Origin of the sequence: Alkalinema pantanalense CENA528, from assembly GCF_050753345.1 — a bacterium.
Classification (GTDB): Bacteria; Cyanobacteriota; Cyanobacteriia; order Leptolyngbyales; family Leptolyngbyaceae; genus Alkalinema; species Alkalinema pantanalense.
Genome location: NZ_JBLZFX010000135.1, coordinates 1 through 12,732, shown reverse-complemented (window position 1 = coordinate 12,732; position 12,732 = coordinate 1). Strand labels below are relative to the sequence as shown.

9 protein-coding genes are annotated in these 12,732 nt (G+C 50.0%); 5 read left to right on the top strand and 4 right to left on the bottom strand.

Annotated elements, in window-relative coordinates:
* Positions 1 to 1,032 (top strand): VWA domain-containing protein (locus tag ACN4EG_RS25550; protein WP_431633112.1); only part of this gene is annotated, 1,032 nt, incomplete at its 5' end.
* Positions 1,033 to 1,226: 194 nt separating this feature from the next.
* Here the strand turns inward: ACN4EG_RS25550 and ACN4EG_RS25545 are convergent.
* Entirely contained in the window at positions 1,227 to 2,093 is an 867-nt protein-coding gene (locus ACN4EG_RS25545; protein WP_431633111.1) for a GNAT family N-acetyltransferase, read from the bottom strand.
* A gap of 137 nt (positions 2,094 to 2,230) precedes the next feature.
* On the bottom strand, positions 2,231 to 2,431 hold the full coding sequence (locus ACN4EG_RS25540) for a hypothetical protein (protein ID WP_431633110.1): 201 nt from the start codon (positions 2,429 to 2,431) through the stop codon (positions 2,231 to 2,233).
* Positions 2,432 to 2,634: 203 nt separating this feature from the next.
* On the opposite strand from ACN4EG_RS25540, the gene ACN4EG_RS25535 reads away from it, so the two are divergent.
* Positions 2,635 to 3,336 carry a DUF4033 domain-containing protein gene (locus tag ACN4EG_RS25535; protein ID WP_431633113.1) on the top strand — a complete coding sequence of 234 codons (702 nt, stop codon included), beginning with the start codon at positions 2,635 to 2,637 and terminating at the stop codon, positions 3,334 to 3,336.
* Between the two features lie 137 nt (positions 3,337 to 3,473).
* Complete coding sequence (locus tag ACN4EG_RS25530; RefSeq protein ID WP_431633109.1) at positions 3,474 to 4,757, top strand: glycosyltransferase; 1,284 nt, start codon at positions 3,474 to 3,476, stop codon at positions 4,755 to 4,757.
* A gap of 455 nt (positions 4,758 to 5,212) precedes the next feature.
* Here ACN4EG_RS25530 and ACN4EG_RS25525 read toward each other — a convergent pair whose 3' ends face one another.
* Positions 5,213 to 5,998 (bottom strand): RNA polymerase sigma factor SigF, encoded by a 786-nt coding sequence (locus ACN4EG_RS25525; protein ID WP_431633108.1) that lies wholly within the window; start codon positions 5,996 to 5,998, stop codon positions 5,213 to 5,215.
* A gap of 628 nt (positions 5,999 to 6,626) precedes the next feature.
* On the opposite strand from ACN4EG_RS25525, the gene prfB reads away from it, so the two are divergent.
* A protein-coding gene (prfB, locus tag ACN4EG_RS25520) for a peptide chain release factor 2 (RefSeq protein ID WP_431633107.1) occupies positions 6,627 to 7,740 on the top strand; the annotation gives its coding sequence in 2 pieces (ribosomal slippage) (positions 6,627 to 6,698 and positions 6,700 to 7,740; 1,113 coding nt in all).
* Positions 7,741 to 7,798: 58 nt separating this feature from the next.
* On the top strand, positions 7,799 to 8,440 hold the full coding sequence (locus ACN4EG_RS25515; protein WP_431633106.1) for a Uma2 family endonuclease: 642 nt from the start codon (positions 7,799 to 7,801) through the stop codon (positions 8,438 to 8,440).
* 73 nt (positions 8,441 to 8,513) lie between these two features.
* Here ACN4EG_RS25515 and ACN4EG_RS25510 read toward each other — a convergent pair whose 3' ends face one another.
* On the bottom strand, positions 8,514 to 12,425 hold the full coding sequence (locus ACN4EG_RS25510) for a beta strand repeat-containing protein (RefSeq protein WP_431633105.1): 3,912 nt from the start codon (positions 12,423 to 12,425) through the stop codon (positions 8,514 to 8,516).
* Positions 12,426 to 12,732 lie beyond the last annotated feature (307 nt).

Genomic DNA, 12,732 nt, shown 5'->3' with positions numbered 1-12,732 from the left:
CCGCCACCCCCACCCCAAGCCCAGGACGATCCTGAGGATTCCTCCGACCAAGAGCAGGAAGAGGACGAAAAGGATAACGAGAACGAGACTCAGGACGAGCAGGAAATGCCCGATATTCCTGAAGAATTCATCTTTGATCCGGAAGGGGTGATCATGGATGACTCGGTGCTGTACTTTGCCCAGAAGGCGGCCAAGCAAGGGAAGTCCGGGAGCCGATCGGTGATCTTTACGGAAGATCGGGGTCGCTATGTGAAGCCGATTTTGCCGCGTGGGAAGGTACGCCGGATTGCGGTGGATGCCACGTTACGATCGGCGGCTCCCTACCAAAAATCCCGACGCAGCCGTGCGTTGGAAGCGAATCCCACCACCCGTAAGCGGGTATTCGTGGAGCAGTCCGATGTGCGGGCGAAACGGATGGCGCGGAAGGCGGGGGCGTTAATTGTCTTTGTGGTGGATGCGTCGGGTTCCATGGCGCTGAACCGGATGAATTCCGCCAAGGGAGCCGTTCTCCGCCTCCTGACGGAAGCCTACCAAAACCGTGACCAGGTGGCACTGATTCCCTTCCGAGGAGAAGCTGCTGAAGTGCTGTTGCCGCCCACCCGATCGATCGAAGCGGCCAAACGTCGCCTCGATCGCCTACCCTGCGGAGGTGGATCGCCCTTGGCCCACGGCTTGACCCAAGCGGTACGGGTGGGCATGAATTCCCTGCAATCGGGGGATATTGGTCAAGTGGTGATTGTGGCAATTACCGACGGGCGAGGGAATGTACCCTTGGCCCGATCGCTGGGTGAGCCGCTACCGGAAGGTGAAAAGCCGGATATTAAGGCAGAATTGCTGGAGATTGCCACGAAGATCGGCGCAACTCGGATGCAGTTCCTGGTGATTGATACGGAAAACAAATTCGTTTCTACGGGACTGGCCAAGGAACTGGCGGCTAAGGCGGGTGGGAAATATTACCATCTGCCCAAGGCGACGGATCAGGCGATCGCGGGGGTTGCCCGTAATGCTATCAGCGATATGCGATCGCGGTAGATTACATCAATCAATTAACGTCACAATGAATTCGTGATGTCGCGCGATCGTCGGGGCTGCTCCGCAGAAAAGATCGGGGAACTTCTCCCCGCCCCCCTGCCCTGTCAGGGGACTCTACTCCCCCGACACCCCCCGAAAGTGAATTCTCCATCCCAGTACAGGGGATTTGTGAAGGACAGTGTTATCCACCGAACTTACCCCAATTCAAAGGTGGTGACGCCAAACATCCGATCGATCGGTAGATTTGGCGTTTCGCCCAAGTACATCCTTGCGGTCTCGAAGGCGATCGACAGGTGATGCCGCTGCGCCAGTTCCACCGCTGCCCCATTGGTTTCCGGCACGTCTAGGAAAATCGCGGCTCCTTGCGGCACCTGGGTTTGCAGGGCAGTAAACAGTTGCTCAGCAAACTCTGGTCGATCGGCAAATAAAGGGCCAATCTTATAGCCCGACTGGCAAGGCCGCACTACCCCATAGCTCACCAACTGCCCACTCTGCACAAGCCCGATCGCGTAACTATCCGACTGATTAATCCAACTGTGCAGAAAAGTGCGGCGATCGTCGGGAAAGAACGGTCGATCGTAGTGGTACACCTGCTCAAAGTCGATCGTGGACAACGGCACGAGCTCCACTGGAACATCCCCAAGATGCTCGATCGATCCATGGGAAGCAGTGCCCTGATAGCGAATATTACGGTAGGCCAAAGTAAATCCAGACTTTTGATAATTGGCCTGTTGCACCACCACCCCATCTAGGCCAACGGTACGCCCCGACAGCGCCTCCAGGGCTGCCTTCCAAATTTTGATCCCATAGCCCTGGCCCCGGTACTCCAGCTTAACGATGTAAAACCCCAGAAATCCAAAGGAATCCCCATACTTCACCGCAGAAATCGCCGCGATCGGCTCCTCCCCCAACCATCCCATCAAAAAGCCCTGGGGATCCGCCGCATAGAAAATCACCGCATCCTGCAAACCGGGGTTCCAGCCTTCCGCCGCCGCCCAAGCGATCGCAACATCCAAATCCCGCCGCGTCATTGTCCGAATAACATAAGTCGCTACAGCCATAGTGATTAAACTTAAAAATCTATGACTCACAATTTATGACGCAGAATCAGTAGAGCCGTTTTTTGACGTGAAAGATTTAAGGACTGATGCGATCCCAAAAACTGCTGCAATCCTCACAAATCAGCCAGTTCAACCTACTAATCATCGGGAAATTGCCAGCAGGGAAGATATTGAATCCGTTGACTGCCACATTCACAAATTTCCTCCGTTGTGGAAGAAACCCATTCCCGATCACATTCACGGCAGTGACATAAAATGTTGTTGTAATTTGCTACAGCCAGCGTTTTTCGCCATTGCTCTAAATCATCGGGCCAGAAGGGTGAGGAATTTTGGTTCATGGGAACGGGGATGGGAGAGGGCCAGCGAGACACACGATCGCCAAAGGATATCAGCAAGTCCTAGGAGCATTCGGCAACCAGCCTCCCAAGCCCTGAAACACCCTTTAAAATGGAAAGGGCCTCTAGAAATACAGGAGTCATTGGTTTGCAAGCCGTTACCTGTTCCCATTCTAGAGTGAGTGCACCTTTACGAGATCTGTGTGATGTCAATTCCCCCGGAAACTACAGCCCCAAACACTTCTCAGCCGTTACAGTCCTCAGGGGCCGAAGCGGCAACAGTCTATCACGATAATTGGTTCGATCGGGGGTTTATCTGGCTCTTTTCCCACAAAATGTCCAAAGCCGTGGGACAGAGTAGTCCCTACCCTGGCTATGACGGGTTTGTGCATCTCTCGCAGAAAATTATGCAGGGGCGCAATGCAGAGGAGCAACAAGCCCTTGTCGGAGTTGTTCTACGATCGCTCATCCCTGCTCCAGTGCTCTGGGCCATCCGCACCTTTTCGCGTCCCACTCCCTTAGTCTGTGAATTAAATGCCTGGTTCGCGACACAACTGTTTGAATGGTTGGTTGGCCCCTGTGAAGTGCGATCGGTGGAAGTCACTTCTCCTAGGGGCGAAACCCGAATGCAGCGCAGTGGAGTCCATATCCAGAAATGTCGCTACCTAGAGCAAAGTCGCTGTGTGGGGATGTGCGTCAATATGTGTAAAGTGCCCACCCAGGAATTTTTCACCAAAGACTTTGGAATTCCCGTGACCCTAACACCCAACTTTGAAGATTTCAGTTGCGAGATGGTCTTTGGGCAAGTTCCCCCACTCCTGGACACCGAACAGGCTTCCCAACAACCCTGCTTGAACCAATGTGTGACCGCTTCTGCTTCAATCGTTTGTCCAAAAGTCCATGGATAAATGACCGTTCTCCCCGAAAGAAACAACCTGAAACGGCAAAGTCGTTCCCTTCTCCCGCTGCCCCAACCAACACTTTTGCGGATCGGAAATCTGCTGTATTAGGAGCTGCGTATTCCTTAGCAACTCCTAATACAGCAATGACCATGAGCCATTTTGGTATCCTCTGCCCCACCGCAACAGGTCATATTAACTCCCTGGTGCCCCTCGCCCACGAACTTAAACGGCGCGGCCATCAAGTGACCTTTTTCGTTTTTGCCGATGGTTTTGAACGAGTGACCGCCGCTGGTTGCGATTGCACCATCATTGCAGAAGCCGAATTTCCCAAGGGTAGCATTGCCCAGTTTGACGATCGCTTGGGTGAACTCAGCCAACTGGAAGGTCTCAAATTTGGGATACAGTACCTCGCGCATACCTATGATGCCTCCCTGCGCCATGCCCCCACTGTGATTCGACAAGCCCAAGTGGATGTCTTAATTGTCGATCAAGTGTCCTTAGAAGGCGGCACGATCGCGGATATTCTACAAATTCCCTATATTTCCTTTTGTAGTGCGGTTGTGTTAAATACCGATCCGTTAATCCCTCCAATTACGTTTGATTGGCTGTACAACCCTAGCCTCTACGGGCGCATCCGAAATTGGATAGGTGCTCGCATGAATCACGAAATTGTTAAGCCGCTAGCAAAAACCATTAATCACCATCGCCAACGATTTGGGTTACCTATTTATCAACATAATAACGACGCCTATTCCTCCCTTTTACAAATTAGCCAAGAGCCTGCGGAGTTTGAGTTCCCTCGATCGCAGTTGCCCGCGAATTTTCACTTTACTGGGCCTCATCACTACACCCTACCCCGTCCTGCCATTCCCTTTCCTTGGCAGCAGCTAGATTCTCGTCGCCCCTTAATTTATGCTTCGCTGGGAACCTTACAAAATCGGCAACAGTGGATTTTTGAAGTGATCGCCCAAGCCTGTCAGGATTTACCCGTGCAGTTGGTGATTTCTCTTGGGAACTGCGATCGTGCCATTCCCACCCTCCCTGGTAATCCGATCGTGGTTCCCTATGCACCACAGTTAGAACTCTTGCAGGAAGCTAGCTTAGTCATCACCCACGCGGGACTGAATACAACGCTGGAAACCCTGACGCAAGGTGTCCCAATGGTCGCCATTCCCATCACCAGTGATCAACCCGGCGTAGCAGCCCGCATTGTCTGGTCGGGTGCAGGCATGATGATTCCGCCCCATCGCCTTACCGTCGCTAAACTCAAGCAGGCGATCATCCAAGTTCTGCAACAGCCATCCTATCGGCGCAATGCCCGAAGACTGCAACAGGCGATCGCGCGATCGGGCGGTGTGACCCAAGCCGCAGATTTAATTGAAGCGGCTGTAGGACAGCAAAGCCTATCGGTTTACGCAACCCTATAGCTGAAACCCGGTAGCTGAAACCCGGTAGCTGAAACCCGGTCACTTCAGTTCTGGGAAAACCATCAACAAAAAAGGACTGCTGATGAGGCAGTCCAGACAAGGAGCATGAGTATTGTTCAAACTTACAGGGAACTCAAACTTTAGAATGAGTTAAACGTACAAGTCATTGAAGCGATCGGTGTCCTAGAGTCAAAACTTGAGTCAATACTTGAGTCAAATATTCAACCAAATCACTAAATCAAACTATCTCTTGAGTCAAATCGTTAAGCCAAATTGTTGAACCAACTGAATCAATATCTTCAAAATGGTAATCTTCAAAATGGCAGTGAAAAGCAAAACAGTGTCCTAGAGTCAAAAAGCTAGAGGATGACTGAAGATTATTAGCGATCTCTTTTAAGTCGCCCTCTCTCGGAGGAGAGGCTAACAATCTTCGGCAACACCTTGCTGGAAAATTCTTAGGGATCGGTTTGCAGCATTTGGGGTTTCAGCATGGTCACCATTTGCTGCACACCCCGGTGAATCCGACGGGTCACGGTCATGGGGCTAACGCCAATTTTTTCAGCCACTTCCTTCCGGGAAAGGTCATGCAGAAAAACATACTCGATCGCTTGACGAGTCTTGTCTTCCAATTGGTTCAGAGCCTTTTGCAACTGTTGCCGATCTTCTTCCAAGTTTTGCAGGTCTTGGTAGTGGGCATCGGGAATCGTGTCGCCCAGGGTCATGGGAGAATCCAATTGTTGGCACACCGTGGCATCCAAGCTGAGGGGCAGACGGTTCTTGGCCGCCAGTTTGCTGTCCCGCCATTCCACCACCGACACACCCAACTCTTGAGCAATTTCGTCATCTGTGGGTTGGCGGTTGAGTTCCGCCGCCAACGCTTCCCGAACTTTTTGACCTTCCTTGTTGAGTTGCTGCCAACGGCGGGGAATCTTAACAGTACCAGAGCGATCGCGCAGGAAGTGCAGCATTTCGCCTCGGATGTAGGGCACTGCGAAGGAACTAAAGGCGCAACCTTGGTTGGGGTTAAAGCGTTCGATCGCCCGAATCAAACCCATGTAGCCGATTTGCTCGAGATCCTCATAGGGTTCTGCGCACTGGTGGCTGATACGATGAGCAATTTTGCGTACCAGACCTGCATTCATTTGAACCAGTTGATTGCGCAGGCGAACGGAGGGTTTGGCATGGTATGCAGCCAAGAGTTCCATTCCGCGAGAGCGCACCGTCGTTTGAGTTGCCATCATCTGTAAGTCATCTCTCAATCACCGTTGTCATCATTTTCAATATCTGACCGGGATCGAACCATCGTCGATCTACGGGAGTCTCTAAGTACCCGTAATCGGATCCTCAGCACAATTACGTAGAAAATTTGGCGGTTTTACCTGCATGAAATGGCTGAGTTCTTCATTCCGTAAGCACTTCAGCCATTTCGGCAAATTTCTCCGACATTCGGCCTAGTGTGACAGATTGTTACGACGATCGACGGCAATTTGGAGTACCCATGTCCCCATTGAAGGGTCGGACAGGGTATTCACAAAGTATTTATACTCATTGAATGAGTCATGGGTCTAGTCATGGGTCTGGTTGTTCTCTCCGTATTACTGAGAAGGGAATCACCCCTACAGTGGATTTCCTCTTAAGAGATTGACCTCGCAGGGGCATCCATCAGTGTTGGTCAGCATCCTCTTGGGGCTAGCTCTCTACTACAGCCTCGGCAGGCACAACTTGCGTCGATCAACCCGCGCTAAAATCATCACAGGAAGGCTGGCTATAACCGTGAGGGGCGGGTCTGATTCCCAGAGATTGCGGAGTTATAGCGACGGCATCTTCCTGCCTATGTTTTGACTGACATGTTTTGACTGAGAGGTTGGGATGGATACGGTTGAACTGAAACGCAGCATCGAATTGCTCACTGACCGCCTGGGTAAAACCCAGGACTATCTTTGACGTTCCTGCCCTAAATGCAAAAATTCACGACCTGGAGCAATCGGCCTCCCAGCCGGATTTTTGGGATGACCAAGCTAAGGCCCAGGGAACGTTGCAGGAATTAAACGAGTACAAGTCGCACCTAGAAAGCTTCGATCGTTGGAAGTCGAGCCTGTCCGATGCGCAAACGGTCTTGGAACTGCTGGAACTGGAGTCCGATGAGAGCCTCCTAACCGAAGCCCAAGATCAACTGAGCTTTTTGCAGCGGGAGTTGGATCAGTGGGAACTTCAGCAGATGCTGTCTGGTCCCTACGATGCCAAGGGCGCACGCTTAACGATTAATGCCGGGGCCGGGGGGACTGATGCCCAGGATTGGGCAGAAATGCTGTTACGGATGTACACCCGCTGGTCGGAGTCCCACGGCTACAAAGTCAGCATGCTGGAACTCTCGGAAGGAGATGAGGCCGGAATTAAGTCGGCAACGTTAGAAATTGAGGGACGCTATGCCTACGGTTACCTCAAGATGGAAAAGGGCACCCATCGGTTAGTGCGAATTTCGCCATTCAACGCCAACGGTAAGCGCCAAACCAGCTTTGCCGGGGTGGAAGTCATGCCGATGATCGACTATGACGTAAATTTGGAGATTCCCGAAAAGGATTTGGAAATCACGACGTCTCGAGCCGGGGGGAAAGGCGGCCAAAACGTTAACAAAGTGGAGACAGCGGTACGGATTGTGCACTTACCCACAGGACTTGCGGTGCGCTGTACGGAGGAACGCAGCCAACTCCAAAACAAGGAGAAGGCATTGGCGATTCTGAAGGCCAAGCTGTTGGTCGTTGCCCAGGAGCAAAAAGCCAAGGAAATCGCAGAAATCCGAGGCGATATGGTGGAAGCAGCCTGGGGTAACCAGATCCGGAACTATGTGTTCCATCCCTACCAACTGGTTAAGGATTTACGCACAGGATCTGAAACTACAGCCATTCAAGATGTGATGAATGGAGAGTTGGATCCCTTCATTGAGTCCTGTTTACGTCAGGAAAACCAGCTCGTAGAAGTCTAGCCTCTGGTCATCCTGCTGAGTCCCTCTGTCCCTGGTTAGTGAGGCCAACGATCGACCTATGATTACCACCATCATTTCGACGGAAACGTTGCAATTACCCCAGGGAGCAGTGGTTCGCTTGCCGGGAACTTGGCAGGAATACCAGCAACTGACGCAGCAGCGGGGCGATCGATCGATTCCTCGCATCAAGTTTCGGCATGGAGAAATTTTACTGATGGCCCCTCTGCCCATCCATGGTCGTGATGCCCATATTTTGTCTCAAGTTGTGATACCGCTACTCGACTATTGCGATCGGGAGTACGACGCCTTCACGCCGATTACGATGGATCTGCCAGAGGAGAGCGGCCTTGAACCGGATTTCTGTTTTTATATCGACCATTGGTCTGCGATTTCGGGCAAGCATCGGATTAATTGGCAACAGGATCCGCCACCGGATTTGGTGATTGAGGTGGATGTGACGAGTTATTCCGATGTCAATGATTATTTGCCCTACCGAGTGCCGGAGGTCTGGCTCTGGAAGCGGCAAACGCTGCAAATTTACCGTCTGCAAAACCAGCAATATATCCTGGCCGAGCAAAGCCAATTTTTGCCAGAGTTTGATCTACCAGATCTGATTCAAACCTGTTTGCAGGAAAGTTACGAGCGCAACACTAGCACTGCAATTCGGAATTTACGTCAGCGATTGAGTGCCAGGGATTAAGCACCAGCAATTCAAGAGCTGTGAGCAACGGATGGATACCCGCCGTCGGAAATTCCCAATCAGAAAGTCCCAATCAGTTGACCTTGGCTCTGAACCGGACAAATCCGTAGGATGCAACCGGGGTGCCGGGAGCGGTGGCATTGGGCAATTCGTTGTCTGGAGCCGCGAAATTGGAATTCACGATGTTGACCAGTACGGCTCCGGTGGGATTGCTGCTGGAAGGACAGTAGGTGGGAAGCTTGGCACCGGAATTCAGGAACTGCGCCCGATCGCTGTCTGGAACGTTGGTCAGGTTCAAGAAACTACCGCCTAAGGACAGTTGGATACCTTGCCCTGGGCCAAAACTATTGGGTTGAAAGGTCGTATTGGTGGGAACTAAGTCGCAGAAGTTAATGTTTTTCAGTGGCACGTTACCCGCCGAGAGGAAGTAAATGGTGTATTCCAAGTCATCCCCAGATCTGACCATTCCGGCATCGATTTTTCCAGATAGGAATGTGCTGATGTTGGTGCTGCCCAAGGTATTGTTAGTATTTAACGGCGTTGGCCAGTAAGGATGATTGTCGTCATCTTTCTTGGCGGTGGTGGTGTCATCATCAAAGAAGTTGATGGATGTTCCGTTGATTGCCGTAATCCGTTTCACGAGTAGGAGGTTAGGGTTATTCACCACAGCTGCCGTGAAAGGTAAGGTTGCAGTGGCGGTGTTGCTAGATTCTTGACCTGCATTGTCGATCGCTTTAAATGAAATCCCAACATTCACTGCACCATCGATCGGATCGACCACCATCCCTGCTAACTGTGCTGTCGTGACCGTCACCCCTCCAGCCGGGAAATTTGCTGAAGTGTAGTTAGTGCCATCGATCGTGATACTGGTAGCATTGGTGGGGAAAGTGGTGATTTTATAGGATGCAACAGTTCCATCGGGATCCGTCGAACCTGTGAAGAGTGTGCTGGGAACAGGCACATTCGTTGTCCCTCCCGGATTGGTTTGGCTAGCAGCAGTACCACCTACCGCCGTGGGAAGTTGCTCAATCCCAAAGTTGGCTCCCACAATATTGCTAGTTGCAACAGAAAGACTGAGCTTACTATCCACCGTTCCATCGGCAGTACTATTTAGATTTTCTCCAGTGCTGACCCAATTGCTAGGTAAGGCGATCGCGGGTGGCGCAGAACCTACCGTGGCCGTGGCAGTTGTAATTTGAACCGTGTAATTCGCATTAGAGGGAACGTTATCAAACGTATAACTTCCATCTGCTTGCACTAATGTCGTTGCAACAACTTTATTGGTGCTATCCACTAGAACTGCATTAAGTCCACCAGTTGTGAACGCAGCTTCCGCACCATCTTGAACTTTATTTCCATTCGCATCATCAAACACTGTGCCATATAGCACGACTGATGTTCGGGGAAAACTATTACAGTTCAAGGCTGTGAAGTTATTGAGCTGAGAAGTCTGAACATTAAATGTTTGGCCCCGGCTAGCCGCAGCACTGCCATTTTTCAAACCTCCACGAATAGTAAAGGTGTTTGTATTGAAGTAGAATGCACCACCAGCATACTGAGGACTGTTGGAACTATCGTTAAAACCAGTGTTGAGGTTCGTAAATTCAACTCCGGTAGTACTCAAACTCGTTTGCATTTGAGTCGGAGAGTTGACAAAATAGCCATCAGGATTGAGATACCCTGCAAAGTCAGTGACGGTATTCCCGGATTGACCATCAATATCAAATGCCGTCACTACGAAGTCTTTCGGGACGATCGGAATACTAGTTCCTGCTTTCACTAGCACGACTTTGAATTGGTAGGATGCGCTTGGAGTATCCCGAATGTTAGCGCCAAGGCTAGTAGCAAGCAATGAGTTGATCAACAAGCTACCGCTACCTTGTAGGCTTTCCAGGGTAACTAAAGCGTCAACACCTGATGTAACGTTACTGAATTTATAAACGGCACCAGGCGTATTTGCTGTTCCAGAAATGACTGTAGAACCACCCCCGAAGTTTAAATCAACGGGATTGACGAGTTGCGATTGGAGTGAACAGGACGCTACTGGTGCAGTAAAGGGTAATGTTGCTGTAGCAGTATTACTTGACTCCTGGCCTGCGTTGTCGATCGCTTTAAACGAAATCCCAACATTCACTGAACCGTCAATGGGATCAACCACCATCCCTGCTAGCTGTGCCGTCGTTACCGTTACACCCCCAACAGGAAAAGAGGCAGAGGTGTAGTTGGTACCGTTAATCGTAATGCTAGTGGCGTTGGTGGGGAAGGCCGTGATCTTGTAGGACGCAACGGTGCCATCGGGGTCGGTGGAACCTGTGAACAGAGTAGAAGGGACAGTAACAGTACTCGTCCCACCAGGATTAGTTTGACTGGTTGCTGTCCCACCCACGGCAGTCGGCAGTTGCTCAATCCCGAAGTTTATACCAGTAACGTTACTTGTTGTTACTGCAACTGCAAGTTTACTATCTACCGTACCATCAACTGTTCCATTCAAGTTTTCTCCCGTGCTGACCCAGTTACTCGGCAACGTCACTGCGGGGGGAATCGCGCCAACGGTGGCGGTGGCGGTCGTAACTTGAACTGTGTAATTTGCATTTACAGCCACGTTACTGAAGCTGTATGTGCCATTCGCTGCCACGGAAGTCGTAGCAATAACTTTACCAGTATTATCAATCAATACTGCATTCAATCCACCAGCATTTGTTCCAGCTTCAGCACCATTTAGAACCTTACTACCATCTGAGTCGTTAAATACATTGCCAGATAGCGTTATGACAGGATAAGTAATTGTTGTAGCATCATTTACAGCAACTGTATTAGGATCATCAGAGACAACTCCAGGAACTAGGTTTCCCAAATATAAAACTGTCCCTTGGTTCACAATACTTGCAGGGGGATTAACTGTATTTAAGCTCACCCGATATTTGAGTGTTACTTGATAACCAACCCCTACTCCAACAACGCCAGTTATCAAACCAGGAGAATTAATATTTCTCGCAGGTTGGAAAGGGAAAGTACCACCACTACCGTCAGTCACAGCAGTACTATTCATTTGAGTGCTACCAGCAACATAGGTTGCACCTGCTGGAATAGCATCAGAAAAGGTTGCATTCGTAGCAGGCACGGTTCCTGTATTGGTAATTGTAACCGTGTACTCAACAACATCACCAGGCAGAATGGTACTCCCTGCACTACCCCCAACTTTAGCATAGCTCTTTAAAACTGTTAGGTTTGGTGTTGGTTGAGCACAACTCCCAAAGTCACTCCCTACAATCCCAGAACCTAAAGATGGACTGCCAACCGAAGTTGCAGCACCCGTATTCGTATTAATCGAAAAAACGGTATTACTAGCACTATTATACGCAAAAAGCTTACCACCAGAGCCAAAAGCGACACTATTAAATGTAGCTCCTGCTGTAGTTGATAGCAAATATGCGGTTTGAGAATTGATATCAGCAGTATATAAGTTAGCATCATTAAATAAGTAAAGAACTCCATTGCCATCAAATGCCATATCACCATTGCCCGCAAGCGCTAATGGTTGATTAGCACTGTCCTTCAGCGTAATCATGGAACCAACTTGTGAACCATTAGTAGGATTAACTTCATAAATCCCACCTGTGTTGGTTGCCACATACAACTTACCATTTGGTGCAAATGCAGCTCGGATCGTTACTTCTCCTGCTGGAATTGTAAAACTTCCAGATAGCGTTGCGTTGGTATTGGTGCTGGGATCCCACACATAGGTTTTAATAGTGCCACTCCTGGACACATAAAACATCTTTCCAGTACTGGGCTGAACAGCATTAGCCGCACTAAGAATTCCGCTAGTAACCGTCCCTACTTGAGTGTACGCCCCCGTGGTTTGATTTAAAGTATGAATCCTACTAGTGGTATTGCTATCTAATGCGTAAACGGTAGAGCAATAGGCCGGTTCTGCATGAACTTTTGGCGTTGCAATGATATAGTTTGCTGCAACTACGCTCAATACACCTATTGCTCTACACGTGAAAGTACTAAATGACCTCAATGATGGAGGTAATCCAATCATTGATTGCGGTTTTACTTGTACATCTTGCAAAGAAGGCAACGAAAATTTCATAACTAAAGTCCTGAAATAAAGAAGAAAGTTCTGAGGGCTAACGAACTATTACCTCGGCAATTAAATAGAGTGAATTCTACAATGCAGCATAAGCAATCGATGGATGCTTGAAATAGTTTTTGACGCGAGCAGGCAACTTCTGCAACTTTCGCAATTGAGATAACAGACGCCGCTTGAGTTGACCGGGGTGACG

Excerpts from the sequence above, each read along its gene's own strand:
- ACN4EG_RS25545 (WP_431633111.1), bottom strand. The coding sequence starts at position 2,093 with ATGGCTGTAGCGACTTATGTTATTCGGACAATGACGCGGCGGGATTTG.
- ACN4EG_RS25540 (WP_431633110.1), bottom strand. The coding sequence starts at position 2,431 with ATGAACCAAAATTCCTCACCCTTCTGGCCCGATGATTTAGAGCAATGG.
- ACN4EG_RS25535 (WP_431633113.1), top strand. The coding sequence starts at position 2,635 with ATGTCAATTCCCCCGGAAACTACAGCCCCAAACACTTCTCAGCCGTTA.
- ACN4EG_RS25530 (WP_431633109.1), top strand. The coding sequence starts at position 3,474 with ATGACCATGAGCCATTTTGGTATCCTCTGCCCCACCGCAACAGGTCAT.
- ACN4EG_RS25525 (WP_431633108.1), bottom strand. The coding sequence starts at position 5,998 with ATGATGGCAACTCAAACGACGGTGCGCTCTCGCGGAATGGAACTCTTG.
- ACN4EG_RS25515 (WP_431633106.1), top strand. The coding sequence starts at position 7,799 with ATGATTACCACCATCATTTCGACGGAAACGTTGCAATTACCCCAGGGA.